Genomic DNA, 26,829 nt, shown 5'->3' with positions numbered 1-26,829 from the left:
AAAATACCTCATTCGCCCAAGGCGGAAGCTGGCTTAAGCATTCTTATTTTGCAACTGTGTTTGAAGTTTGTTTTTGGCTTTTCAAACAGCTCACTCGCTGTTTGAGCCACCAAAAATGCCCCTTCAAAAAGAGATACAACCTACGAGTGCGGTATCTGCTCGCTTTCAGGCTTTGTGTGAATCGTAGGTTGGTATTGAATTTCAACACCCCCACCGAAGTATTTTTTGCCTTGATGGAATCAGGTGACCTATTTTTAACGAAGTGGCCTTCTTCTACCGAGACTGTTACTCTACCCAACTGAGTTACATGGCTTTCGCCAAGGCGGGATTCGAACCCACGACCCACAGAAAAATCAAATAGAGATGGTTGTGACAGTATACCGTGCGATACTTCGTCGGTACTACGTGGCTCTATAAAACCATCGTCATCCCTTGTTTGACGATGCAAAGGTGAGCGGCGTCTGCGCAGTCTTTTTGCGTAGTTGAAATTATTTTCAGAAATTTTGAGAAAAACATCACAATCACATGCCTGTCAACCGCAACGCCCTTATTCGATACAAAACGATAGACGCCTGTTTGCGCAATCGCCACCGCAAATGGACACTCGAAGACCTTATAGACAAAGTCTCCGAAACCATGTATGAATATGAAGGTATGGATAAAGGCATCAGTCGCCGCACTATCCAAGCCGACCTGCAAATGATGCGGAGTGACAAATTAGGCTACTTTGCGCCGATTATTGTAGTAGACAAAAAGTACTATACTTACGAAGACCCAAATTACAGCATTACCCAAATCCCTCTAACTGACCAAGACCTGCTACGTATGAATGAGGCCGTAGAGGTATTACGCCAATTCAAAGGTTTTTCTCATTTTCAACAACTTACGGATGTAATTCAAAAATTAGAAGACCATGTATATGCTGCCAAGCATCATCAGCGTACGGTTATTGATTTTGAAAAAAATGAAAACCTGAAAGGGCTGGTATTTTTGGATACATTGTATCAAGTCATAATCCAACAAAAACCTATATCACTTACTTATCAATCTTTTAAGGCCAGAGCACCACAGAAGTTTATTTTTCATGTATGGTGGCTCAAAGAATTTAAGAATCGTTGGTTTGCGGTAGGAGTCAAAAACAACCAAAAGGATATTTTAAATCTAGCCATCGACCGCATGATTGATATAACCCCTAGCAACGAATCAGCCTATCGCCCCAACGAGCACCTCAATCCAGAAGAATACTACCGCGATGTGATTGGGGTGACAGTGGCGCCCAACCAAAGACCCCGAAAGGTGCGGCTCTGGGTCGCCGCCGCTCATGCGCCTTATCTCGAAACCAAACCCCTTCATAGCTCACAAGTGACCTTAGAGCGTCATCAAGAGGGAATTATCATTGAGCTTTTTGTGCAGCTGAATTTTGAATTAGAAAAGGAAATCTTAGGGTTTGGAGAAATTGTGAAAGTACTCGCCCCCGATGCCCTCCGTAAGCAAATCCATAAACGTTTGGTTGAAGGGGCAAAGAAGTATGAAGAACTAATGTTTTAACAACTCTCCCTTTAGAAATTTATTTTCTTGAAGATTGTCCAGAAAAAGCAAGTAAAGAGATTTCATGGCCTCAAAGAGGAACACTACTTTGCAAAATTTTAAGTAGGTAGTTTTATAGAATAGTGTATATATTTGACACCTTTCATTGCAATACAATTTCTTTGCCTAAACCATGAATGTCTTTGACACACACCGAAAAATTATTGATGAATACAGCTCATACATCAATAGTTTTATTTCAATTAAAGACCCGCACATTGAATCAAAAGTCAATACCGGCCTAAACAGCGGTAAACTCTGGCCAGAGCCACTTATTCAGTTCAATCCTTCTTTTGAAAAGGGAACAACAGTGGAGATGCTGATCCAAAAATCTGTGTTTCACCCTTACATGAAAAGAATTTTTTCAAGTGATTCGGGGCGCACATGGGAATTGTATCAACATCAAATTGATGCGATTGAAATCGGCACTAAAGGCGAAGGGTTTATCGTCACCTCGGGTACAGGGTCAGGCAAATCGTTGACTTACATAGCTACTATCTTCAATGACATCCTGCAAAGTAAAATTACAGAAGGGATACGCGCGATTATAGTTTATCCGATGAACGCACTAATTAATTCCCAATACAAAGAAATTGAAAAGTACCAGGAGAACTATGAGAAGTCAGGCCAATCATTTCCTATTCGCTTTGGACAATATACTGGACAGGAAAAAGAGGAAGAGCGTGAAGAACTTAAGAACAACCCACCGCATATCCTTTTGACTAACTACATGATGCTTGAACTCATTATGACTCGAAGTGGGGAGAGCAGCTTCCGAGAAGCAATCAAAGAAAAACTTAAATTCATTGTTTTTGACGAATTACATACCTACCGAGGTCGGCAAGGCGCTGATGTAGCATTCCTGATTCGCCGTATCAAAGCTTTGGCCACCAATGATTTGATACCCATTGGTACTTCTGCCACCATGATTTCCGCGAAAGATACCACTCTGATTCAACAAAAACAGAAAGTTGCCGAAGTAGCTACCATCATTTTTGGAAAAGAGTTCAATCCAAACCAAGTGGTTATTGAGAAACTTCGCAGAAGCCTATCCAATCAGGAATACTCAGAAATTAAAGTAAGACAAGTTGTTCTTGAACCCATTAATGTAGATGGTGATGCCAAATTATTCAGAAATAACCCTTTGGCAATCTGGCTCGAAAAACAAATTGCTTTGGAAGAAAAAGATGATGTTTTGGTGAGGAAGAAACCACAAACACTTACCCAAATAGCTAAAGAATTGGCGGCTTATGTCTATCTGGATGAACAGATATGTACAAATGCTCTGCTTCTCATACTTACTTGGGCAAATACACTAAATGCAAATCCTCAAAAAAAACAAAATTATTTACCATACAGAATCCATCAATTTGTGGCTCAAACGGGTTCCGTTTACGTAACATTAGAATCAATAGCTACCCGGGAAATCTCACTGGATACGGCACGGTACTCAATACAGGATAACTCCAAGAAATTGTATCCAGTGGCATTTAGCCGCAATTCTGGTCATGAGTTCATCTGTGTAACTTTGGAGGCTGGCAGCGTTGAGCCTCGTACCTTTTGGGATACCGCTGACGATGAATCAGGCAAGCTCAACGGGTACATCTTTTTAGACTATCCCGAAGAGGAGATGATTTGGGACTATGAACGTGATAAAGATTCTCTACCTAAAGCTTGGTTTAGAGAAACAAAAAAAGAAGGACTCAAACCCATTAAAGAATACCGTGACCGACTTCCCAAAAAGATTTATTTTGATGCCAATGGCAGTTATTCTTTCGTCGAACCTCTTTCGTTTGAAGGATGGTTTATATCGTTTCCTTTGCTTTTTGACCCTACTTCGGGTACATTTTTCGACACCCGCAGCTCCGAGCAAACCAAATTAATTGGTTTGGGTGGTGAAGGGAGAAGTACCGCTACTACCGTTCTTTCTCTGGCAGTATTGAATCAATTAAAATCCACTGGATTAACTGTCAAGGAAAGTAAATTATTGAGCTTTACCGACAACCGGCAAGATGCATCGCTTCAGGCAGGGCATTTCAATGATTTTATTCGAGTTGGGCAGTTAAGATCCTCTATTTTTCACGCACTTACCAAGAATCGAAGTTTAGATTATTCAACGATTGCATTTGAAGTATTTAGTAGCCTGAAAATACCACAAGAGCAATATGCCCAATATCCCAGTGCATTCCCTGGGCCTGCTAAAGACAATTCCGATGCCTTTCGGGATTATTTGATGTATCGTATTTTACACGATTTGCGCCGAAGTTGGCGAGTCATTATGCCCAACTTAGAGCAGTGTGCGCTGCTAAAAGTAACTTACAAACAATTAAAAGAAACAATGGTCAGCGACGAACTCTGTCAACGAGTTCCTCTACTTTTCAAAATGCCTATTTCTAATCGTATTACGTTCGTTCATCAGATTCTTGATTTTTTTCGTAAACAATACGCTCTCGAATATTCGCTCCTACAGGAAAATGTTATTGACCAGAATACTCGCATTTTTGCTGAAAAACTGAAAGCCCCTTGGACTTTAGATAAAAACGAAAAAATTGAAAGTCCATCCTTTATTCGGGTCGAAAATTTAGCCCCTAACAATAACAAATACACCCATAGTATAGGACGACGAAGTGGTTTTGCGAAATGGCTGATTCCCTTAGCCCAATCATTCGGAGAAGACCTGCACGAGGAGAGTATCTATCAGGAAACGGTTTATTTACTACTGAACTTTATGCACGATGCAGGTTGGTTGAAGCCAACAAAGGTTAAATCAGATAGTCATCAGGAAATATTAATCTATCAAATTCGGGTGGATATGATTTCCTGGGAATTGGGAGATAGTCAAACAGTAATTCTTGACGAAATCAAGAGCCGAAGTTATAAATCCAGAAGCTTAAAGCCCAATTTATATTTTCAACAATTCTACGCCCGAAGGTTAGCTGAAACTACCATTGAGGGAAAAGAACATACTGGCCAAATTAGTTCCGAGACTCGTAAAGAACGTGAGCAACTTTTCCGTGATGGCAAAATTAGCCTATTGTTTTGCTCACCCACCATGGAACTCGGTATTGATATTTCTGAACTCAGCGTCGTACACATGCGTAATGTGCCGCCTACCCCTGCCAATTATGCCCAACGAAGCGGGCGCGCTGGTCGGGGAGGACAAGCCGCGATGGTTTTTACTTATTGTTCCAATCATTCCCCCCACGACCGCCATTACTTCGATCATGCTGCCGATATGGTGGCTGGCAATGTTCAGGCGCCGCGCATTGACCTAATTAATGAAGAGCTTTGGGAAAACCACCTGCACGCTTGCTACATCATGGTCAAATCGTCTCATGCTTTTGAAAGAACCATCCGAGATTTTCTGGAGATTGATGCCATTCCGGCGGGCGTTCCTCTCAAAGAAGATATAAAAATCGCTTTTGCTCTCTCAGAAGGGGAAAAAAAACGAATTATTACGACTTTTTATAAGCTTATTGAAGATCCAGTCATTCAGCAACGCCTGAATGACCATAACTACAAATGGTTTCAGAAGGAATGGGTGAAAACCAAAGTCGACAGTTTTACTAATGACCTTGATAAATGTCTTAACCGCTGGCGAACGCTCTATAAGTCGGCGCAGGACCAAATTGTGCGGGGAAATGCAATTATTGAGAACCCAATTTACGGGCGTGAAAGCCGAGAACGTAAGAGTGCTGAAACTGACATCCGTCAGGGTAAACAGCAACGCGATCTGTTGCTCAACGAAAATCAGGGAGGTATTCGTCAACTCTCCGAATTTTATCCCTATCGGTATTTTGCCTCAGAAGGCTTTTTACCCGGCTATAACTTTACCCGCTTGCCAATTCGCTCCTTTATGGAAAACAGCGACAAAGGAGGGGAATACGTATCACGCCCTCGTTTCTTAGCTTTACGGGAATTTGGCCCTCAAAACATCATTTACCACGATGGTTCCAAGTACCGTATTAATCAAATCATCATTCCTGATGCTGAAAATAAACTCAAAACGGCCAAAGTAAGCCGATTGACTGGGTATTTTATGATGGATAATCAATTGAGTTGGGATACTGACCCCATTGTAAAAAAGCCTCTGGGAAATGACGCGGAGCGAAAAATTGTCGTTCCGATCATTGAAATGGCTGAAACCCGTGCTCGAGAAATTCAGCGAATTAATTGTGAAGAAGAAGAACGCACCTCTCGCGGGTTTGACATCAAAACGTATTTTTATGTGGAAGACGGTTTTGAAAAAACGGTGGACGCTCATGTAAAGTACAATGATACCGTTTTACTTAGAATCCATTCAATGCCTACGGCCCGCATCGTTCATGTCAATTATAAATGGCGCATTAAACAGGAAGAGGGCTTTCGCTTAGAATTAAAGTCAGGCTATTGGAGAGGGGACGATGAAGAAACCAATCCGGCAAATAACGATGAATATAAGGACGTAAAAATCTTTACTTCTGACACCGCCAATGCTATTTATATTCAACCTGTCCAAGCTCTTGCACTTAATAAAAAAGGAGTAATTTCTCTTCAATACGCCTTGAAACGAGCCATTGAAAACGTATTTCAAGTAGAATCAAACGAAATTGGCGTAATGTTGATGGGTGAAACCGAACAGCCCAATATTTTACTGTATGAATCGGCGCAGGGCAGCTTAGGGGTATTGTCGCAGTTAGTAGAGCGAGTAGAAATGTTTCAGGAAATTGTTAAAGAAGCATTCAATATCTGTTTTATGAAAGAGGGCGTCTTAATGGAGGCTCAAAATTCACCCGCTGCCACTTACGACGACTTACTATCTTATTATAACCAGCGGGACCACAAGGAAATAGACCGTTGGGAAATAAAAGATGCTTTGGAGCGATTAATGAACTGTACCATTGAACTCCAAACGTCACGCACTTACGACAACTATGATGCCCAATACAATACACTCGAAGCTGCCCGCGACCCAAACTCTTCGACCGAACAGGTATTTTTGAAATTTTTATATACCAATAACTTACGTCTCCCTGATGTAGCTCAACCCTCCATTCCTAACATGTACGTACGTCCTGATTTTTTATATAAACCCAATATCTGTATTTTTTGCGATGGCAGCGTACATGACAGTCCGCAGGTAAATGAAGACGATACTCAAAAACGAGCAGCCCTCAAAAAAGCAGGCTATCAGATTTTAGTCTGGTATTACAGCGAACCGCTTCCCCAATTTGTGGCCAAACGCCCTGATATTTTCAAAAAGATACGATGAAACTCACGTTCAAACCAGGTAATTTAGTACGTTTTCGACAACGCGATTGGGTCGTGCAACCGCATGATTCAGAAGACGTTTTGCTGCTCAAGCCGCTTGGTGGTAATGAGGAAGAAATAACGGGTATCTTTTTACCACTACAAGCCAAACTGCTTGAAAAAGTCGAACCTACTGATTTTCCTAAACCTTCCAACGAGGATTTAGGAAACTTTGAATCCGCCAAACTGCTCTACAATGCCAATCGCCTTTCGTTTCGCTCGGCATCGGGACCGTTTCGCAGTTTAGGACGACTTTCTTTTCGTCCCCGTTCCTATCAGATGGTACCGCTGATTATGGCACTGCGACAAGATACCGTACGCTTACTCATTGCTGACGACGTGGGGGTAGGCAAAACTATTGAAGCATTATTGATTGCCCGGGAGCTACTGGATCGAGGCGAAATCAAACGCTTCGCCATTTTGTGCTTGCCGCACCTGTGCGAACAGTGGCAGGAAGAGCTTAAAAATAAGTTCGGAATTGAAGCTATCATCATTCGTTCAGGAACCATTGCCAAGTTGGAACGCCAACTCCGTAACGACGAAATTTTATATCGAAAGTTTCCGTTTCAGGTCATTTCCATAGAATATGTCAAAGCCGAAAGCCACAAACGGATTTTTTTAGACCATATTCCCGAGTTTATCATCGTGGATGAAGTCCATACCTGCGCAATGCCAGCAGGAGCAACGGCCCCAAGTCAGCAACAACGATTCCATTTGTTACACGAAATTTCACAAAAGCAAAAACAACACTTGCTTTTGCTTACCGCTACCCCCCACAGCGGAAAGCAGGAAGAGTTTCAATCGTTATTGGGGCTGTTAAAATCTTCTTTCAAAAATACCCACGTCGCCGAAGCCGATGAAACCAAACGTAAAGAAATTGCCCGCCATTTTGTACAAAGGCGACGTATTGACGTTGAAAAATGGCTGGGGGAAGACACCCCTTTCCCCGACCGAATATCTGCCGAATTGGCTTATGCTCTTTCGAAGCCTTATGCAGTTTTTTTTGAGAAAGTACTGAAAGTAGCCCGAAAAATCACCCAAATGGGTAGTAGCGATATTCAAATCAAAGGTAATTACTTTGCAGCCTTGGCATTGTTACGAGGTGTGATGTCCAGCCCTGCGGTAGGTTACGAAATGTTTTCTCGAAAATTGGGGGACGACAATGACTTTACTGAAGTATTTACCGACGAAAACCCTGTATTGGATGCCGACTTTTATGCCGGCGATGTTGCGCCCGTGCAGGTGACTGAATACTCGCAGCGTTCTGTAGAGGGCTTGGTAACATCCTTTAAATCATTAGCAAATGAATGTGCTAACCTGATGAGTCTAAGCAAGGATACGAAGGCCCAAACTACCCTTGAACAACTGTCCAACTGGCTCAAAAAGGGAATCAATCCCATTGTTTTCTGTCGCTATATTGCCACTGCCAATTACTTGGGTAAAGTACTAACTGCGGAACTTAAACGGCAATTCCCTCACATTGAGGTGGAAGTAATCACGAGTGAATTGGCCGATGAGCAACGCCGCGAACGAATTGATGAAATAGGCAAAGCCCCTTTACGTGTGCTCATCGCAACGGACTGTCTTAGCGAAGGGGTTAATTTACAAGCGTATTTCAGTGCCATTCTCCACTATGACTTGCCTTGGAATCCTAATCGGCTGGAGCAACGGGAAGGACGAATTGACCGTTTCGGGCAATTGACCAAAGAGGTCTTTGTAATGCTGCTCTACGGAAGCGACAACCCCATCGACAGCATTGTATTGGAAGTATTACTCCGTAAAGCCAAAGAAATTCGCAAGGCAACGGGTATCAGCGTACCGTTTCCCGAAGATAGCCGTTCCATCATGGATGCAGTTTTGAATAAAGTTCTTCTCAATGATACCAGGCATCATGGTACTCAAATGGCACTGGATTTTGGAAGTGATGACACGTATCAGCAGAATCTTCTCAAGGTGTCGGATGCTTACCAAAAAGCAACGAAACTGGAGAAAGCCTCTCGCAGTATTTTTGCCCAAAATGCCATCAAAGCGCAGGAAATTGAGGATGATTTGAAAGAAGTAGATCAGGCTATTGGAAACGTGGAAGCCGTTCAAAATTTCGTAATAGAAACATTACGTTTCTTGGGAGTACAGGTCAAAGTACAACCTGAAGGTTTTCTGATTTTTACGCAAAATATACCTGCTCGTTTGCGGGGATTGCTTTCTGATCAGGAAAAAGTATCCATATCTTTTATCTCACCTACTCCGCAAGGCTATCATTATTTAGGCCGTAATCACCTGTTTGTGGAGCAACTCTGTCAATATTTACTCACCGATGCGCTCGAAAAACGCTACCAAACGGGCGTGGCACGCGCCTCCGTGGTTAGAACAGGAGCAGTCACGAATAAAACGACACTGGTCCAGTTTAGGGTAAGAAATGTAATTTCGGAAGTGACCGAAAAGCAGGAACTCGTTGCCGAAGAACTCCTTGTATGGGGTTATGAAGGGGATGTTTCTGAGCAATTGTTTTTAGAAGAACCTATCGCAAATCGCCTTCTTATGGAAACAAAAGCCGCTGAAAACGTGGAGTTGGGTGAACAAATGTACTGGCTCAATGAAGAATTGGAATGGATAAACAAACCAACACTGTACAACCAAATCACCGACCCCATTGCCATCACCAGAGCCAATGCTTTGGTAGAAGCCCACGAACGCTTCCGACGAGCCGTCGGCTTGGGCAATAAATTTCGACCTGTTGAGCCAGTCCTACCCATGGACGTCATAGGAGTTTATATCCTATTACCCGAACTATAACACACTTATTCCTCCCCCTTGCTCTTCTCCAAAATGGAGAAGAGCAAGGGGGAGGAAACAAAAATACTCATGCACTTACACGGAAATATCCTCTCTGCCGAACTCGTCTCCAAACTCGAACAAAATCAGTTTGAAGGTCAGCAACCTACCGACTTTGGCCTTACACCCCAGCAAAAAGTAAGGGACGAAATTGCCTTTGCGTGGTCAATGGCTAAAGATTATTGGACAATTTTTAACCGAAAAATAGAACGCTTACCTGCCCATCAATCGGGCACCGCCGAAACGCGTAAAGACTGGATTGTACCGTTACTGCGGCTATTGGGGTATGACCTCGAACCTGCTAAAGCGGAAATGCTGCACGAAAGAAGCTACGCCATCAGTCACCGTGCTGGCCACTTGGACGGACTGCCTGTCCATATCATGGGTTTTACGGATGAGCTGGACAAAAAACGGAGTGATTCGGGTCCGCGACTTTCCCCGCACGGCCTCATGCAAGAGTATCTCAACCTCACCGAGCACCTGTATGGAATCGTAACCAATGGCTATCAACTCCGTTTGCTGCGCGATTCGGGGCGCATTGTCAATCTCAACTACGTGGAGTTTGACCTACGGCAGATGCTGGACGAAGATCGTTATCCCGAGTTTGCTTTGCTTTTCAGGCTGTTACACGCCACCCGAATGCCTCGCTCCCAAGCCGAGGCATCGCATTGCCTGCTCGAACGGTACCATCAATTGAGTCTCGAAGAAGGCAACCGGGTTCGTGAAAATCTTCGTAATGCCGTTGAAAGCTCATTGATGGCTCTTGGGAACGGTTTTATCCTGCACCCTTCCAATGACGCACTACGCCAGCAACTGGAGAATCAGCATCTTAGCCCCCAAGATTACTATCGTCAACTGCGTCGGTTGGTGTACCGAATGTTGTTTTTGATGGTGACCGAAGAGCGCGACATTATTTATCCCCAACCCGACGAAGTAGCCGAAGCCGAACGCTCCAAGCTGGCCAAAAACCGCCAACTTTACTACAGTTTTTATAGTGTGAGCCGTCTGCGAAAACTCTCTGAAAATCCCTACCTCTACGAAGAGCGTTACACGGACTTATGGCAAGGGTTATTGGCTACTTTCCGACTGTTGGAAGCCGACGGAGCCGGTTTGCCTATGGGATTGGCTCCCTTAGACGGGGACTTGTTTAACGAATCAGCGCTTGGAATACTAAACCATAGCCTCATATCCAACAAATTACTTCTCGATTGTATTGGTTCGTTGCATGAGTTTTATGACAAAGACAGTGGTCAAAAGGTCAAAATAAATTACGCTTCCTTAGACGTAGAAGAACTTGGCTCGGTCTATGAAGGCCTGCTTGATTTGCAGCCCGTTATACGCTTACATGAAATTGCTCACCCCTTTGTGTTTCATGCCGGCACCGACCGTAAAACAACGGGCTCCTATTATACCCGTCCCGAATTGGTCAACGAACTCATCAAATCGGCTCTCCTCCCCGTCATTGAACAGCGATTAGAAATAGCTTCACCTATTAGAGAACGAGAGGAGGCACTGCTTTCCCTCAAAATATGCGATACCGCTGCGGGCTCAGGTCATATCCTGCTGGCGGCGGCCCGTACTTTGGCTTGGTATGTGGCGAGAGTTCGCACCAATGAAGACAATCCAGCCCCAAAAGCTTATCGTAAAGCCCTGCGTGACGTAATTCAACGGTGTATCTATGGTATTGACCTTAATCCCGATGCGGTCGAACTTTGCCGACTGGCGCTTTGGATAGAAGGTCACAACAGTGGAAAGCCACTTAGTTTTTTAGAACACAAAATAAAATGTGGCAACAGCTTAGTAGGAATTGTGGACCTAAAAACCCTTGACAAGGGAATTCCTGATGATGCCTTCAATCCCCTTACAGGCGATGTACGCGAGGTTGCATTAAACTATAAAAAAGTTAATAAGCAGTTTCGAGAAAAACGACAATTCGCACTCTTTCAGCCCGCGCCAAACGAACACTTAGAGCAGCTTGATTTTGCTAAGGAATATCGAGAAATAGATCAAGTGGAGCAAAATAACGTGGAAGAAATTAACAAGATTCGTCAAAAATACCTTGCCCTCCGCCAAAAACCGGATTGGTTCAGAGATTACGTTGCTGCAAATATATATACTTCTGCATTTTACTATAATTTCACCTTAGAAAATGACCCTGCTGCACCTACCTCTGAAAAATTAGGCAATCACTTTTTTAATCCTGCTGCCTCTCACGGGCAACTCGTCGGTAAAGCCCTTGCTGCTACGGAAGAAAACTGCTTTTTTCACTATCCACTCGAATTTCCTGACATCTTTGCCGATACCCCCACCCCTACAGGGGGAGGGGCAGGGGTTGGCTTTGACATCATCATGGGGAATCCACCTTGGGAGCGCATCAAACTTCAGGAACAAGAATATTTTGCCACGCGCCACGCCGATATTGCCAATGCGCCCAACAAAGCAGCCCGCGAGAAAATCATCAAAAATCTGCCCATTACGCACCCTGATTTATACGGTGAGTTTCAGAAAGCCCTGCATACAGCCGAAGCTTACTCTAAGTTTATCCGAGGTTGCGGGCGTTTTCCGCTGACTGCCGTAGGCGACATCAATACCTATCCCATTTTTGCCGAACTATGCCTGCGCTTGCTCGCTCCCAATGGACGCGCAGCCGTCATTGTACCTACGGGCATTGCCACCGATGATAACAACAAAGCCTATTTCGGCCATCTCATTACCGAAAATCGTTTGGTAAGTTTGTTCGATTTTGAAAACCGAGAAAAGTTATTTGCTGATGTAGATAGCAGGCAAAAATTTTGTCTTTTAACTCTTTCTGGTAAACCTCAAGTTGCTAATCAAGCCATGCAGTTTGCTTTTTTTGCTACTCGGACCACCCACCTCGAAGATCCACGACGCGTATTCTCCTTAACCAGTGATGATTTTTTACGATTAAACCCCAACACCCATACCTGCCCGATATTTCGTACCCGCCAAGATGCCGAGCTGACCGCCAAGATTTACCGAAAAGCCCCCATTCTCATCAAAGAAGCGACGGACAACAGCCCCGAAGAAAACCCTTGGGGAATACGATTTTCGGCCATGTTCCACATGTCAAACGATTCTCATTTGTTCCGAACCTTGGAAGAATTGACTAATCAAGGTTTTGAATTAACGGGCAACCGCTTGATAAAAGAGGATAAAGTATTCTTTCCGCTTTATGAATCGAAGATGATTTGGCACTATGATCATCGTTTCGGCACGTTTGAAGGCGTAAATGCACGTAATGAAATCAATAACCCAACGCCCGAGCAATACGCCAACCCCGATTTTGTGGCTATTCCTTGGTATTGGGTTGAAGAAGTAGAGGTATATTTAGTAACTTCGCAAGTGCCAACACCTATAAAAAGAGCCTATAAAACCCAAGAAACGAATGATTTATGTGCCAGTCTATACCTGTGGTTAGCAGCCCAATATCCATTACAGGAAGCAGAACCCTACCTAAAAAAAGCACTCGCCTATACCTCCCGAACTACCATTACCGACCTGCGCAAGCAGCTCAAAAATTATACTGGTTTCTCCCTTCATCCGCTGGAAATGGCTGATATTGAAGAAGCACTGTATGACCAATTGCCCTATGAAATCGTCTTTGATTTGCTGAAAGCACGTAGCCCCCAATGGTTAATTGGGTTTAGAGACATTACAAACAGTACCAATGAGAGAACAATAATTTCTCATATTTTACCTTTATCTGGTGTTAGTAATAAATTCCCGATATTGTACATTAATGATCAATTGTCTCTTTTGAAATGTGCCTTTGTTGCCAATTTTACTTCAATGGTATTTGATTATTTATCGAGGCAAAAAATTGGCGGAACAACATTGAATTTCTTTTTATTCAAACAATTAGCGGTACTTGCTCCTGAAACTTATCAAACCCAAGACCTGAATTTTATTGTACCGCGAGTACTTGAACTCAGCTATACTGCTACCGATTTACGAGCCTTTTTTGAAGAAATATGGCTGGAAGCCGATGATGAACTACGAGCAAGCATCACTGAACAGTGGGAGGCAAACGGCAGGGTCACGGGGCGCATTGAAGCATTTGCCGAGGAAGATACGGCTCCTTTTATCTGGCACGAAGAGCGTCGCGCCCAACTACGCGCCGAGTTGGATGCTTACTATGCCCGTTTGTACGGTCTTACTGAACAAGAGTTACGCTATGTCTTAGACCCGCAATCCGTCATGGGGGAAGACTTCCCTGGCGAAACCTTTCGCGTTTTGAAGGACAAAGACATTCGTCGCTATGGCGAATACCGCACGCAGCGCTTAATATTGGAAGCATGGGAACGCTTAGAAAACAAAAAAGATGTACTTTTACCCACTGAAAAGCAATTACCTAAACCAATGGTAGAACAATCTCCTTTCGACGGTATTTATCGTATTCGCAACGTGGCCGAAATCACGCGCCTCAGCGAAGGGAAAATCCGTCGTTGGTTTAGAGAGTTGTATCAAGCTAACTATGAGGGGCTTACAGGGGCTGAACGAGCTGATATTGAACAACTTAAAGTAAGTTTTTATGGGGTGATTGAAATCGTAGTAATTGGGACACTGCGCGAAAATGGATTTTCGATGGCCAAAATTTTGAAAGCACGCACTCAACTCTCGCAAATCACCAAAAAGCAATATCCTTTTGCAACCAACAATGTCCGAGATGATTTAAAAATAGCAGGCAAGTCACTCATTTTTAAAACTAAAAACGGTGATGTAACTCTTGATGGTACAGGGCAGTATAATTTGGAATTTATCAAACAATTTTTCAAAAATATTGAGTTTGATGATGCTGGAGTTGCTCAAAGAATGTTCCCGTTAGGTATTCATGTACCTATTGTCATAGATCCAAAACTCAGCGGTGGCCATGCGGTTATAAAAGATAAAGGTATCTATGCGAGCGAGATAGATAGTTATCTTAAAGGCGGGGTTTCCGTTCAATCGCTTGTTAAAGAGTATGACTTAAATGAGATTGAAATAGAGGCTACCCGAAGCTATTATGAGAAATATATACAGCAATGAAAGTTTTGTTTCACGTCAATTTCCCCAAAAGTTTGGCCGAAGCACTAAGAGTCTTGCACGATATGCAAGACCCACAAGAGATTGAGATTGGGCGAACTATTCATTTTGATGTAACTGACCCTGCTAATACAGCTGTGTTCGTTGTTGATAAGGGGATTCGCGGACTTGATATTTCTACCGAAAAGCAATTTCAGGCCGGCTTTAAAGTGTTTGCTCTAAAATTAGCCCCTAACACTCCATGTACACCCTTTAAATTGGCACTCGTAACACTGCAACATTGGCCAAAAATACTTCAACTTATTTCCCAAACTTCTACCCCGTTTATTTACACATATTCGCTGAATGGGAAGTTACCGAAACAAGTAAAATAGTTTTTGTAATCTTTTAACAAAAAATGGCACTTCCAATCAATATAGAAGACCTCATCAATGGCCAAACCGTCGAATGGGAACGGATTGAGTTCAAACGCGGTTGGAATCCCGAAGAAATTATTCATACCCTTTGCGCCTTTGCCAATGATTTGAATAATTGGGGGGGCGGATATGTGATTGTAGGCGTTGAAGAAGATAAAGGAAAGGCCGTGCTACCTCCTTTTGGTATCAATCCGGCTGATTTAGATTCGATTCAGGGCGAAGTATTGCAATTGGCCTATCAGATTTTACCCAATTATTTTCCCCTTATACAGCCCTATGTTATCTCTGGTAAACACATTCTGGTGATTTGGTGCCCTGCGGGTGATAACCGCCCTTATACGGCACCCACCACTCAGGGAAAACAGGCGCAACGCTACCCCTATATCCGCTTTGGTTCGCGCAGTATTATTGCCAAAGATGACAATCTGCGACGATTGCAGGAACTCACGGCCCGTACGCCCTTTGACGACCGAATCAATGGAAAAGCACACCTGAATGCCTTAGATTTAGGTTTGATACAAGCATTCTTACAGGAGGTGAAAAGCGATCTTTATGAAGAAAGTAAGCGGATTTCTTTTGCTGATTTGTGCCGTAGGATGCTCATTGCCAAAGGCCCTGACGAGGCCATTCAACCGCTGAATGTTGGGGTGCTATTTTTCTGCCGGGAGCCTGAAAAATACTTAGAAAGGAGTTGGATAGAATTAGTAATCCATACCGACGACTCGGGCAGAAGTTTTACCGAAAAATATTTCAAAGGTCCGCTTCATCATCAGCTCAGGGCGATATTAGATTATTTTAAAGCCAACGTCATTCAAGAGCAAATAATCAAAGTATCGAAACAGGCAGAAGCCGAGCGTTTTTACAATTATCCGTTCGCGGCGTTGGAAGAAGCACTGGCAAATGCAGTATATCATAAAAGTTATGAACTCTCCAAACCTATAGAGGTGCAACTTTGGCCTGATAGAATAGAAATCCTGAGTTATCCTGGGCCTGTGCCACCAGTAGATGCCCAAATACTAAAGCAAAATCAGCGCATCGTCGCCCGAGATTACCGCAATCGACGCATTGGAGATTTTCTCAAAGAACTTCGCCTGACCGAAGGTCGAGGGACAGGCTTTCCCGTTATTTATCGTTCAATGGAGGCAAACGGCTCAGAAAAACCACTATTTGAAACGGATGCCCAAAGTACTTACTTTCTGACTACACTGTTCAAACGAGAAGAACTAACTAACCAAGTAACTAACCAAGCTGATGGTAAATTTTCAGTACTTCACGAGGTTATACGGCATATGTTTGAAGAAGAACAAAAACTAACTCCTAAACAAATAGAAAAAGCACGACAAAATCTTGAAAAGCTGAATGATACCATGATTCAAATGCTGCAATTTTTGTCGGAGGAAGGGCCCAAGAAGAAAAAGGAGATATTTAACCACGTCGGAATGACCACACAAACCTTCAACACCAACCAATACCTTATACCGATGTTAGAATTAGGGCTTATCCAACCTACCATTAAAGACCGCCCCAACAGCCCTTTACAACGGTATTTAATCACTCCTTTGGGAAAAAATGTCTTAACAATTATAGTATAAATTCAAGAAAAAGACAGTAAACATAAAGTCATACCTTATGCCTACTGTCTTCATTAAAACTATAATTGTGTTCTTAGATTTGGGGTAATACAGGGCGCGTTGCCAACGAATCGTTGATTACTTTAAGCACGCGCTCACGCTCCTCTCCTATCAATGGCAAACGTGGCTGACGTACATACTCTGTTCCCAAACCAGTAGCTACTTCGGCTAGTTTGATGTTTTGGACAAACTTCGTAGATACATCTAAGTGCAACAAAGGATAAAACCACCGATAAATCTCCCGCGCTTCTTCGATACGTCCTTGTTTTGCCAATTCATAAATCACAACTGTTTCGCGTGGGAAGGCATCTACCAAACCCGCAATCCAACCGTCAGCTCCCATGATGAGGCTTTCAAGCGCCATATCATCTACACCCGAAAGGATTTTGAAACGATGCCCGATTTCATTGATGATGTCGGTCATATACCGAATGTCGCCTGTCGATTCTTTCATAGATTCGAAGTGAGCATTCTGGGCCAAATCCTTGAACATCGGAATAGTCACCAAGGTCTTATAAGCAATGGGATTATTATAAATCATCACTGGTAAATCAGTCGCATCAGCCACGGTGTGCATATAATGCAAGGTTTCGCGCTCATCTGAAGGGTAGCGCATTGGGGGCAACAACATAAAACCGTCGGCTCCCGCTTCTGCCGCTTGTTTTACAAAGTTAACGGCCACCCGAGTGATGTTTTCGGCCACGCCAATGATAAGTGGTACCCGGTCGGCAATCACTTCACGAGCCGAAGTCAAGAGTGTAAGTTTTTCATCATAAGTCAGGGTACTATTTTCACCCAACGACCCACAAATGATAATACCATGCACGCCAGCCTTGATTTGTTCGTCGATGTTATAATTAAATGTTTTGAGGTCAAGTGTTTCGTCTTCGAAAAACTTGGTTGTCACGGCGGGATAAACGCCAATCCAATCTGGTTTCATAAGAGAAGAATATTTTTGGTAAGCTGAGAGTTTTTGTATCTGCTAAAGGACTCCACAAAATTAGACTATCAGCGATTCTCACACTCTCCAACACTTAGCAAATTCTAATATTATTTTATTACAAATGAGACATAAACCCACCAAAACGGGTTAAATATTCAGCCAATTAGCCTGTTTTTTTCAGATAATCCCTGGGTGCCATGCCTGTCACTTGCTTAAATTGGCGATTAAAATTTGAGAGATTAGAATATCCACAAGCAAAAGCAATCTGACTGATACTGTGGGTCGAATCGCGCAGCAATCGACAGGCATGTTCTACCCTAACTTCATTTAGCAACTGAGAGAAAGTTTTGCGGGTATGAGTCCGCAAAAAACGACAAAAAGCGTGAGGTGTAAGATTGGCAACACTAGCGATATTTTCTAAGGTAATTTCATTGGCGTAGTTTGTCAAAATAAAATTGAAGACATTTTCTAGACGCCGATGGTCAACAGGCTTACTCGGCTGTTTGTAGGCCGTTCCTGAAAGTCGTTCACAATCCTGCGACAATATCAGCCCGTCCAAGCTAGTCAAGAGTGTCATCAATTGCTCAAAAGGGCGTTGAGTTTCCACCTTTTCAAACCGCTCCGTGAGGCCGTTAGGCGCAGTACATTTAAGTCTTAACCCATGAGCCGCTTCCCGAAGCAGTTCGGCCACGTGGGCAAGTTCAGGACATTTTATAAATATATCTCCCAATATTTCTTCTTTAAAAAAGAAAGAATAAGCAATCACTTTTTGGGAAGATTCTACCTCAAAATACGCAGGGTCGTTGAGCAACACATGCGGCACATTAGCTCCTAACAACAGCAAATCATAAGGTTGAAAACGGTCAATGCGATCGCCTACTACCAACGTCCCCGCACCTTCTTTGATAAGTGTCAACTGAATTTCGGGGTGAAAATGGAGACGTTGAAAAAAATGAGCACCGGTGTCGATTTGAACTCGAAACGAACGATCATCTACTGTCGGTACTTTAAAAAGGAGAGGTTTCATTTTCCTAGTTTATAAGTCACAATCACAGGGTAATGGTCTGAGGTTTGGGGTTCGTACAATACCCGATAGTCTACCATCTTAAAAGCGCTGCTTTGGTGAGTCCAAAAATAGTCGATACGTTTATTGGCGTCAGGAAGCGTGCCACCTTCAGTATTTTTACCTGCATCATTCCAGTATTTTGTCATTGCCTCCAAAGTATGGTCATCGGATGTCGCATTGAAATCTCCCCCCACAATCACCGGATAAATACTATTTTGGAGGTTTTCATTAATCACCGCCGCCTGCAAGCCCCGCCCCAAAGCCGAACGGTGATCTAAGTGCGTATTACAAAAACGTACGTATTTAGAATCAGAGAGTGGAACAAGGGCGCACATCAAAATACGGGGTTCGGCGTCTTCGGGGTTGGGTAGCTTCAGTTTTTGTACACTTTCTATCGGATATTTAGACAATATTCCTAATCCATATTTGCCTCCTTGTAACTCAATTGCATCCGAAAATGCCGCCTTATAACCTGTTAAAAGAGATAATACGTTCATTTGATTGACTTTTCCCGAACGTGTCACTACGCTATCGATTTCTTGTAAAGCTACCAAATCCGGTTTATGTTTTTTGATAAGCTCCACCACTCGATTAAGATTTGATTTTCCTTGCTCATTTTCGCCATGATGAATATTGTAAGTCATGACTTTCAAAGTAATGGGTTTACTTTTTTGGGCATATACGTGCAAAGTACCCAAAAGCAATAACACAAGATACAGCGTTTTCTTCATAATAACTACGTCAGGTTTAGAGAATGATTAAAGCTACAAATATAGCCCCCTCCTATTTTATACCCTAAATTTATACCAAACGTGCCTCATAAGTTTCTCTAAATACACTTCCAAAACAATAAAAATAGAGCCTAGTTTTGTATCTTTGACTCACCAACGCGCCACAGATGAAATCCCATTTTCGCATCGACGAAGTTACGTACTCCCATTTATTGGGCAGGCTCAACGACCTGCACGTGACCGATAAGCGCGGTTCGCTGCCTGATTTTACGTTTTTTCACAAAGACGAATGGCTCGCCGACACGGCCGTCATCGAGGAACTTACCCGACACAAAGGCGAGTGGCAAGTGAATTTGGTCTTTGCCCATACCAACAATCCGATGCGGTTTATTCGCCGACAAATCACTTCGTATTCTTGTCCGCGTAAGGCATCGTTGTTTGCGTCTTTGATGCGCCGATTGGCGGCAAAAGACCAGCGCGGTACGCAGGCAATCAGTATAAATGATATATTTGTACCACAGAACTGAGCATCATCGCACGGGTTATCATGCACAATACCAAAGAAAAAATCGTACTGGCTTCCATAAAACTCTTTAATGAGCACGGGGTGGCAAGTGTCAGGCTTCAACAAATAGCCGACGAAACGGGTATTAGCGTCGGTAATTTGGCCTACCATTTTCGCAACAAAGAGGCCATTGTCTCTTCTGTTTACGAAAAACTATTTGATGAATTTCGGCAACTTCTCAGTACGTACCTTCTCACACCTTCTTTTGCCGATTTCGATGGGCAGATGGCTGGTTATTTTGAATTTTTCAAAACCTACCGCTTTTACATTACCGATTTGTTTTCTGCCGAACATCCCCTGCCCGACATTCAGGCCGAATGGGAGATGTTTATGAACAAAATGATTTTACAAATCAAAAACCGTATCGACTTCCACATCAGTCGAGGTGAGCTCCTTCCCGAATCGTCGCAAGGAACGTACTACCTCATTTCAGAGTCGATTTGGATGACACTGGTTTTTTGGATTCCTCAACAAACCATGCGCCGCAAACCCGTCACGGAAGGACGCTATCGGACGGCCGTGTGGAACCATTTAAAACCGTATTTTACCCAAAAAGGCTTAGATACCTTCGAACTCATCTCTCCAGTCCTCTCTCAAAATTAATCTTCAAATCCTGACCAATGTCATGTCTTTGCAGTAGTACATCCACTACTTTGTGAAACACATGTACCTACCGATATTTAGGTTTATTCTAAATTAGAAAAAAATTTCTAAATTTAATTAGAAAATATTTTCTAAAAAGTCGGAAGTGGTTATATTTGTTCACTTTTTAGTACAATTTTAGCAAACCAAAACCCTTAAGCTATTTTTTCTTATGGCAAATGTACTATGGCTGCAAGGAGGCGCGTGCAGTGGCAATACCATGTCATTCTTAAATGCCGAAGAGCCTACGGTGGTTGACCTCGTCACCGATTTCGGCGTCAATATTCTCTGGCACCCTTCCATTGGGCTTGAAATTGGTCATCAAGTGACCGAGCTACTCGATGACATCATCAAGGGGAAAGTGCAATGCGACATTTTGGTATATGAAGGAAGTATCATCAAAGGCCCTAAAAATACGGGCACGATGAACTACTTCTGCGACCGCCCCATGAAGGACTGGGTAAAGGAGTTATCGGAGGTAGCGGGTTTTGTGGTCGCCATTGGCGACTGCGCCACCTGGGGCGGAATTCCCGCCGTGGAACCCAACCCCAGCGAATCGACGGGCGTACAGTTTTTGCGCAAAGAAAAAGGTGGCTTTTTGGGGGCTAATTACAAATCAAAAGGTGGTTTGCCCGTCATCAACATCCCTGGCTGTCCTGCTCACCCCGACTGGATTACGCAAATTTTGGTGGCCATCGCTACGGGTCGTATCGGGGATGTTTTATTAGACGACTACCACCGTCCCAAAACGTTCTTTACCGATTTTGTCCAAACGGGCTGTACCAACGTTGTCAATTTTGCCAATAAAGTGGATGGAGGTTTTGGAAAACGAGGCAACGGTTGCTTATTCTACGAAGTGGGCTGCCGTGGGCCCATGACCCGGGCGAGTTGTAACAAAATTTTGTGGAACCGTCAATCGAGTAAAACCCGCGCCAACCACCCCTGCTTAGGTTGTACTGAACCAGGCTTCCCGCACCACGATTTGGCCAAAGGAAGTGTCTTCAAAACCCTCAAGTATTTGGGCTTTTTGCCCCAAGACGTACCTGCGGGCAACTCCAAACTTGGCTACTACATGCGCGCTGGTTTTGAAAAAACAATGCACGCCGTGGAAGTCGGGCTTGGTATCGAAAAAGCCCACAGCCAAGGTTCTAAATAGTTTCCCCAAATCGCATTTTATCACTTCAATTTGAACACACTCCAATGGCAATCACCAAAGAACTAAATATATCCCCCGTAGGTCGGGTAGAAGGCGACCTCGACGTAAAAGTATATATGGAAGATGGCGTAGTGACCCGCGCCCACACGCAAGCAGCTATGTTCCGTGGTTTTGAACAAATTATGGCGGGCAAAGACCCCCAATCGGGCTTGATTGTTACCCCTCGTATTTGTGGAATTTGCGGTGGTTCGCACTTGTACTGTGCTTCATCGGCTTTAGACACCGCTTGGGGCACCACCTTGCCGCCGAATGCCCTCTTGCTTCGTGCCTTGGGCCAAGCCACCGAAACTATCCAAAGTATTCCGCGTTGGTTTTACGCCATTTTTGCCACCGACTTGGCCAATAAAAAATTTGCGAACAAACCCCTTTACGCCGAAGTTGTAAAACGCTGGGCAGCGTATGTGGGTACTTCCTTCCAAAAGGGGGTCACCACGAGCGCACTTCCTGTGCAAGTGTATGCACTTTTTGGCGGTCAATGGCCGCACTCTAGCTACATGGTACCAGGCGGGGTGATGAGCGCCCCTACCCTCAAAGACATCACGCGGGCCCACGCTATCATGAACCAATTCCGCAAAGATTGGCTCGAAAGCATCTTTTTGGGCTGTTCGATTGAGCGTTACATGCAAATCAAAACGTGGGACGATTTGATGGAGTGGGTCGAAGAAAATGAATCGCAACGCAACTCCGACTTGGGCTTGTACATTCGGGCAGGGATTGAGTTTGGGCTCCATAAATTTGGACAAGGGGTAGGTAAATTTGTGGCGTTTGGTACCTATATTCACAAAGATTTGTGGAACCAGCCCAAAATTGAAACCCGTAATAACGCCGTGATTAGTCCTGGTGGTTTTTGGGACGGCAAAAAGTACTATGAATTAGACCATTTGCAAGTGCAGGAGCACGTCAAGCACGCATGGTACGCCGATGTACCCGCCGCCCACCCTTGGGACGAACCATTGCCAACGCCGCTGCCGTCGCAAAACTTGGCCGAAACCAACTTTAACGATAAATACAGCTGGTCGAAAGCACCGCGTTACATGAATTTTGCGGCCGAAGCTGGGCCTTTGTCGCGCGTGATTATGAATGCCAATCCTGCCAACAAAGCACACCAATTCCAAGATCCACTCTTCATGGATATTATGGAGAAAATGGGGCCAAGTGTGTTTACCCGCACGTTGGCACGCTTGCACGAAGCGCCTCGTTTGTACTTAATGATTGACGAATGGCTCCGTCAAGTGGACCTCAACGGCGACTTTTACATCAAACCCACCGAACGCGACGGCAAAGGTTGGGGAGCTACGGAAGCAGCGCGTGGGGCATTGGCACACTGGATTGAAATTGAAAACGGCGTCATTAAAAACTATCAAGTGATGGCTCCAACCACTTGGAACGTAGGCCCTAACGACGAAACGGGCAACCCTGGCCCCATTGAGGCCGCCTTGGAAGGCACCGAAATCGAAGACCCGCATGACCCCGTAGAAGTAGGTTTGGTAGCTCGTTCGTTTGACTCTTGCTTGGTGTGTACCGTTCACGCCCACGATGGCAAAAGTGATCAGGAACTAGCGAAGTTTAAGTTGTAAATTTCTAAAAACAGTCCAGTAACTCCAGCCTTTAGGCTGGGGATTTGGGGATCTGTAATATTAAGTAGATTGGGCTTTAGCCCTGATTTTTAACGTTACAATGCTAAAGGTCAGGGCTAAAGCCCAACAATGTCTTAATTCTTTATGTCCCCAGCCTAAAGGCTGGAGTTAAAAGAAAATTACTTTTTCAGCTGGCCAATTTTATATAGATCATACACGACATGAAAAAAACAGCGATAATGGGGTTTGGGAACCCGTGCCGAAGCGACGACGGAGTCGGCTGCTTTGTAATTGAACAACTCAAAAACCAATTCGCTGAAAATGAACAGGTAAGTTTATTTGACATGGGCACTTCAGCTTTTGAGGTGCTCTTTCACTTACAAGGTCACGAACGAATCATCGTGGTGGATGCCGTGGTCAATTCGGGAGAAACCCCAGGAACGTTGTATCGACTGCCTGCCTCCGAAATCAACGCACACATTCAGGACGACCCGATGGTGTTTTTGCACAGCTTAAAATGGGATCAAGCGCTTTCGTACGCAAAGAAAATCTTGCGCGAAGCCTACCCCGACGACATTCAGGTGTATTTGATTGCCGTGGACAACCTTCGGCTTGACATTGGTTTGAGTCAGCCCGTTCGTGAAGCAGGCGACCGCGTTGTTGCGTTGATTTTGAATGAATTGGAATTAGCTACGTATGACACTACAGCTTAAAAATGGGCATTTGATTCTGCCTGTGGCGTTGGTGCAGTCGGTGTTGGAAAACGAAGCGCAGGTCAATTGGGTGTATTATCCCGAGCGGCAAACCTTATTGTTGGCAGGAAAATCCAAGCAGTTTTTTGAAAAACTCCATAAAACGAATTGGCAAACGCTCAAAGACAAAAACTTACTTGGAGACAAAGCTTTTTATCTGCGTGGCTTATTGCTTGATTTTGAGCTCGACGAGCACGACCGTGAACTGGCTTATGACGTCACCCAAGTGGGCATTATCAACGTACGACTGTGAATCCATTTCCTGATTTTCGCGCAGGTTTTACCCTCAACATCCGAGGCTTATACAAAGATTTAGAGGTACTTATCAACGACCGTTGGCTTCATTCTACCGAAGTACGTTACCTCATCGAAACCCGAAAAGGACGTTGGCATTTGACCATGGTCTATGTGTATGTTCAGAACCCATTTCAGTTTTTATGCCGAAGGCTCGACCATTACGATACCGAAGAAAAAGCTAAATTATACGCTCAATTGTTTCGGCGCGGAATGCAGCGCGACGCCCGAGGAACCCTTAAATCTAACGCTTTACATGTTTTCGATATTTGCCTCAACTGACCAACTCTCTGCTTTACAGGCCATTATTGACAGCGAATTTCGCCTCAACGAAGTCGTCAGTGTCAAAGAAATGCCTTCGATTGGGGAAGAAATCACGAACCGATTTTTGGTAATACGTGACCATGAAATTTTTATTCCGATTGATTGGGCCAACGAAGCTCCACCCTTTCTTCTCCCTTATCCTCTGGAGTTTAGCGCGCAAAATTTGTTGGCAGTGGTTTATACCAAACTCGGAAATTATGAGAAAGCGTACGAATTGGCCGAATTCAACCCGTTTCTTCTGCGGGACATCGACACCCTCAACTGCCTCCAACACGGGGTGCAGGTGAGAATCACGGAGGAGCCATTCACAAAGCTCCCTTCCTTTGAAATGTATCGATATTGGCACAACACCGCCGTCATGGCTCACTATGGCGAATTGACGCATTTTGTGCATTACGTTACCATAAAAAAATACTACCAAAAAGCACTAGAAACTGCTCCCGACGACGAATGGAAGGCTTTTACGGGCAAACATTATGCGTCACTCTTGTTAGATGCTGACGAACTGAATGAAGCCGAACTACTTGTAAATCAGTGCCGCGATATGGCGATTTCGGACGATGCACAGTTTGAATTATTGGCGGTTCTTTGTGCGATTTGGATAAAGAAAATACAGGTGCCTTACGATACGGTGCTGCTCCAACAAATCAAAAATACGTTGGCCACCCTTGTCTCTTATTATGAAGAACGGCAAAATGGAGCACAAGCAGCTTTGTTACTTACCGATGCTTCTCAAATTGCTAATTTGACGGATAGTTTTGCCGAATCGTTGGGTTATATCAATCGGGCAATTGCGTTGTTGCGACAAGAAGACATTCCCGAATTGGTGGCCAATGCTCACTACCGCAAAGGGACACTGTTATACACCTGGGCTCAAAATGGCAATCCGCAGTTTTTGAAACCCGCCATGGAAGCTTATCAAGAAGCGCTCAAACTATTTACCCGAGACAATGCGCCTGAGGTGTTTGCCGAAATTCATCACCATTTGGGCGTGATTTATTCAGAAATTCCTGACGAAGTCAAGAAAAAAGGGATTTGGGCGGCTGTTTCGGTAAGTTCTTTCAAAGAAGCACTCCGCTATTTTACCCGCGAAACCAATCCGTACGAATACGCGCGCATCTGCAACAGTTACGCCAATGCCCTCACCAAATACCCCGAAGCTGCCCAAAGCGACAACCACGCCAAAGCGCTGTCGTTTTATCGAGAGGCGTTGGACGTACGGACGGCGGCAGACTACCCGCACGAACGGGCATTGACCTTGCTCAATTTTTTAGAAATAGGCTGGTTTGTTCACCACGAAAACGAAGCAAGCGAAAAAGCGCTGTTGGGAGAAATGGAAAGCTACATTGCCGAACTACCCAAGTTGACTAGCGATGCGTCGTTGTTGATAGAAGTAGCGCAGCACCAAGAAAAATTGGAGAAATTAAGAACAGTAGTTGGACTATAAAATCTTAATACCCCCACGCTTTTACCTAAATCAACGCTAGGAATGGCTTTAGCCCTGACTCTTGATGTCGAAAAATAAGTCCTTCCAAGTTTTGAAAACTTGGAAGGACTATCTAAAATCACTTAAAAAATGCACGAAATATCATTGGTACGGAACATTTTCAGAACGTTGGAAGAAGAATTTCCCAACGACATGCAGCGTGTCCGTGGGATTTATTTGAAAGCAGGGATACTCTCGAATGTCCAGCCTATTTTGATGCAAAATGCGTTTCAAGCGGTGCTAGAAGACCAACCTCAATACAACCAAACCAGCTTGCACGTTGAAGTCTTGCCCATTTTAATTCAATGCGACCTTTGTGGGCAAACCTCAGAAGTTGAACAATACCGCTTCGTGTGTAAACACTGCGGGCGGCCAAGTCGAAACGTGATACAAGGAGAAGAATTACTCATCAGTAAAGTAGAATTTGACTAATTG

General features: G+C 44.0%; 19 protein-coding genes. 15 read left to right on the top strand and 4 right to left on the bottom strand.

Features of this window, described 5'->3' with window-relative positions; all coding sequences use genetic code 11:
* Positions 1–43: 43 nt before the first annotated feature.
* On the bottom strand, positions 44–448 hold the full coding sequence (locus P1X15_RS21625) for a hypothetical protein (RefSeq protein ID WP_277340222.1): 405 nt from the start codon (positions 446–448) through the stop codon (positions 44–46).
* 77 nt (positions 449–525) lie between these two features.
* Here P1X15_RS21625 and P1X15_RS21620 point away from each other — a divergent pair, with 77 nt between their 5' ends.
* The 6 genes from P1X15_RS21620 (at position 526) to P1X15_RS21595 (ending at position 16,759) form a co-directional block, all read left to right on the top strand.
* Positions 526–1,548, top strand: coding sequence for a YafY family protein (locus P1X15_RS21620; RefSeq protein ID WP_277340221.1), 1,023 nt, complete (start codon positions 526–528; stop codon positions 1,546–1,548).
* 172 nt (positions 1,549–1,720) lie between these two features.
* Positions 1,721–6,838, top strand: coding sequence for a DEAD/DEAH box helicase (locus P1X15_RS21615; RefSeq protein ID WP_277340220.1), 5,118 nt, complete (start codon positions 1,721–1,723; stop codon positions 6,836–6,838).
* Positions 6,835–9,669 carry a helicase-related protein gene (locus P1X15_RS21610; RefSeq protein ID WP_277340219.1) on the top strand — a complete coding sequence of 945 codons (2,835 nt, stop codon included), beginning with the start codon at positions 6,835–6,837 and terminating at the stop codon, positions 9,667–9,669. The genes P1X15_RS21615 and P1X15_RS21610 overlap by 4 nt, the downstream gene beginning before the upstream one ends.
* Before the next feature lie 69 nt (positions 9,670–9,738).
* Positions 9,739–14,754, top strand: coding sequence for an Eco57I restriction-modification methylase domain-containing protein (locus P1X15_RS21605; RefSeq protein ID WP_277340218.1), 5,016 nt, complete (start codon positions 9,739–9,741; stop codon positions 14,752–14,754).
* Entirely contained in the window at positions 14,751–15,125 is a 375-nt protein-coding gene (locus P1X15_RS21600) for a hypothetical protein (protein WP_277340217.1), read from the top strand. Before P1X15_RS21605 ends, P1X15_RS21600 begins: the two co-directional genes overlap by 4 nt.
* Positions 15,126–15,148: 23 nt before the next feature.
* Complete coding sequence (locus P1X15_RS21595) at positions 15,149–16,759, top strand: RNA-binding domain-containing protein (RefSeq protein WP_277340216.1); 1,611 nt, start codon at positions 15,149–15,151, stop codon at positions 16,757–16,759.
* Between the two features lie 73 nt (positions 16,760–16,832).
* Here P1X15_RS21595 and P1X15_RS21590 read toward each other — a convergent pair whose 3' ends face one another.
* The 3 genes from P1X15_RS21590 to P1X15_RS21580 all read right to left on the bottom strand — a co-directional run bounded on the left by P1X15_RS21590 (position 16,833) and on the right by P1X15_RS21580 (position 19,538).
* Positions 16,833–17,738 carry a dihydrodipicolinate synthase family protein gene (locus P1X15_RS21590; protein ID WP_277340215.1) on the bottom strand — a complete coding sequence of 302 codons (906 nt, stop codon included), beginning with the start codon at positions 17,736–17,738 and terminating at the stop codon, positions 16,833–16,835.
* A gap of 166 nt (positions 17,739–17,904) precedes the next feature.
* Complete coding sequence (locus tag P1X15_RS21585) at positions 17,905–18,768, bottom strand: AraC family transcriptional regulator (protein ID WP_277340214.1); 864 nt, start codon at positions 18,766–18,768, stop codon at positions 17,905–17,907.
* Positions 18,765–19,538, bottom strand: a complete 774-nt coding sequence (locus tag P1X15_RS21580) for an endonuclease/exonuclease/phosphatase family protein (RefSeq protein WP_277340213.1) — start codon at positions 19,536–19,538, stop codon at positions 18,765–18,767. Before P1X15_RS21580 ends, P1X15_RS21585 begins: the two co-directional genes overlap by 4 nt.
* Before the next feature lie 167 nt (positions 19,539–19,705).
* On the opposite strand from P1X15_RS21580, the gene P1X15_RS21575 reads away from it, so the two are divergent.
* From P1X15_RS21575 to P1X15_RS21535, 9 genes are all read left to right on the top strand, one after another.
* The gene (locus P1X15_RS21575) at positions 19,706–20,065 is read left to right on the top strand and encodes a hypothetical protein (protein WP_277340212.1); all 360 of its coding nucleotides are present in this window, start codon (positions 19,706–19,708) and stop codon (positions 20,063–20,065) included.
* A 20-nt stretch (positions 20,066–20,085) separates the two neighbouring features.
* On the top strand, positions 20,086–20,706 hold the full coding sequence (locus P1X15_RS21570; RefSeq protein WP_277340211.1) for a TetR/AcrR family transcriptional regulator: 621 nt from the start codon (positions 20,086–20,088) through the stop codon (positions 20,704–20,706).
* 211 nt (positions 20,707–20,917) lie between these two features.
* Positions 20,918–21,901, top strand: coding sequence for a hydrogenase (locus P1X15_RS21565; RefSeq protein ID WP_183979189.1), 984 nt, complete (start codon positions 20,918–20,920; stop codon positions 21,899–21,901).
* Positions 21,902–21,945: 44 nt separating this feature from the next.
* Positions 21,946–23,538: a nickel-dependent hydrogenase large subunit gene (locus P1X15_RS21560; protein ID WP_277340210.1), complete on the top strand. Its 1,593-nt coding sequence runs from the start codon at positions 21,946–21,948 to the stop codon at positions 23,536–23,538.
* A gap of 221 nt (positions 23,539–23,759) precedes the next feature.
* Positions 23,760–24,251 (top strand): hydrogenase maturation protease, encoded by a 492-nt coding sequence (locus tag P1X15_RS21555; protein ID WP_183979191.1) that lies wholly within the window; start codon positions 23,760–23,762, stop codon positions 24,249–24,251.
* The gene (locus P1X15_RS21550) at positions 24,235–24,543 is read left to right on the top strand and encodes a hypothetical protein (protein ID WP_183979193.1); all 309 of its coding nucleotides are present in this window, start codon (positions 24,235–24,237) and stop codon (positions 24,541–24,543) included. The genes P1X15_RS21555 and P1X15_RS21550 overlap by 17 nt, the downstream gene beginning before the upstream one ends.
* Positions 24,540–24,866, top strand: a complete 327-nt coding sequence (locus P1X15_RS21545; RefSeq protein ID WP_277340209.1) for a hypothetical protein — start codon at positions 24,540–24,542, stop codon at positions 24,864–24,866. Before P1X15_RS21550 ends, P1X15_RS21545 begins: the two co-directional genes overlap by 4 nt.
* Entirely contained in the window at positions 24,841–26,355 is a 1,515-nt protein-coding gene (locus P1X15_RS21540; RefSeq protein ID WP_277340208.1) for a hypothetical protein, read from the top strand. The genes P1X15_RS21545 and P1X15_RS21540 overlap by 26 nt, the downstream gene beginning before the upstream one ends.
* Before the next feature lie 129 nt (positions 26,356–26,484).
* Positions 26,485–26,826: a hydrogenase maturation nickel metallochaperone HypA gene (locus P1X15_RS21535; RefSeq protein ID WP_277340207.1), complete on the top strand. Its 342-nt coding sequence runs from the start codon at positions 26,485–26,487 to the stop codon at positions 26,824–26,826.
* The last annotated feature ends 3 nt before the right edge of the window (positions 26,827–26,829 follow it).

It is taken from the genome of Runella sp. MFBS21 (assembly GCF_029433105.1).
Lineage (GTDB): Bacteria > Bacteroidota > Bacteroidia > Cytophagales > Spirosomataceae > Runella.
The sequence above is the reverse complement of the archived record's forward strand: the minus strand, read 5'-3'. Positions and strand labels throughout refer to the sequence as shown.

What these genes read in the sequence shown, in the direction of transcription:
- P1X15_RS21600 (WP_277340217.1), top strand. Translation starts at nt 14,751, where the DNA reads ATGAAAGTTTTGTTTCACGTCAATTTCCCCAAAAGTTTGGCCGAAGCA.
- P1X15_RS21560 (WP_277340210.1), top strand. Translation starts at nt 21,946, where the DNA reads ATGGCAATCACCAAAGAACTAAATATATCCCCCGTAGGTCGGGTAGAA.
- P1X15_RS21590 (WP_277340215.1), bottom strand. Translation starts at nt 17,738, where the DNA reads ATGAAACCAGATTGGATTGGCGTTTATCCCGCCGTGACAACCAAGTTT.
- P1X15_RS21595 (WP_277340216.1), top strand. Translation starts at nt 15,149, where the DNA reads ATGGCACTTCCAATCAATATAGAAGACCTCATCAATGGCCAAACCGTC.
- P1X15_RS21565 (WP_183979189.1), top strand. Translation starts at nt 20,918, where the DNA reads ATGGCAAATGTACTATGGCTGCAAGGAGGCGCGTGCAGTGGCAATACC.
- P1X15_RS21610 (WP_277340219.1), top strand. Translation starts at nt 6,835, where the DNA reads ATGAAACTCACGTTCAAACCAGGTAATTTAGTACGTTTTCGACAACGC.
- P1X15_RS21570 (WP_277340211.1), top strand. Translation starts at nt 20,086, where the DNA reads ATGCACAATACCAAAGAAAAAATCGTACTGGCTTCCATAAAACTCTTT.
- P1X15_RS21580 (WP_277340213.1), bottom strand. Translation starts at nt 19,538, where the DNA reads ATGAAGAAAACGCTGTATCTTGTGTTATTGCTTTTGGGTACTTTGCAC.
- P1X15_RS21535 (WP_277340207.1), top strand. Translation starts at nt 26,485, where the DNA reads ATGCACGAAATATCATTGGTACGGAACATTTTCAGAACGTTGGAAGAA.
- P1X15_RS21540 (WP_277340208.1), top strand. Translation starts at nt 24,841, where the DNA reads ATGTTTTCGATATTTGCCTCAACTGACCAACTCTCTGCTTTACAGGCC.
- P1X15_RS21585 (WP_277340214.1), bottom strand. Translation starts at nt 18,768, where the DNA reads ATGAAACCTCTCCTTTTTAAAGTACCGACAGTAGATGATCGTTCGTTT.
- P1X15_RS21575 (WP_277340212.1), top strand. Translation starts at nt 19,706, where the DNA reads ATGAAATCCCATTTTCGCATCGACGAAGTTACGTACTCCCATTTATTG.
- P1X15_RS21555 (WP_183979191.1), top strand. Translation starts at nt 23,760, where the DNA reads ATGAAAAAAACAGCGATAATGGGGTTTGGGAACCCGTGCCGAAGCGAC.
- P1X15_RS21550 (WP_183979193.1), top strand. Translation starts at nt 24,235, where the DNA reads ATGACACTACAGCTTAAAAATGGGCATTTGATTCTGCCTGTGGCGTTG.
- P1X15_RS21615 (WP_277340220.1), top strand. Translation starts at nt 1,721, where the DNA reads ATGAATGTCTTTGACACACACCGAAAAATTATTGATGAATACAGCTCA.
- P1X15_RS21605 (WP_277340218.1), top strand. Translation starts at nt 9,739, where the DNA reads ATGCACTTACACGGAAATATCCTCTCTGCCGAACTCGTCTCCAAACTC.
- P1X15_RS21620 (WP_277340221.1), top strand. Translation starts at nt 526, where the DNA reads ATGCCTGTCAACCGCAACGCCCTTATTCGATACAAAACGATAGACGCC.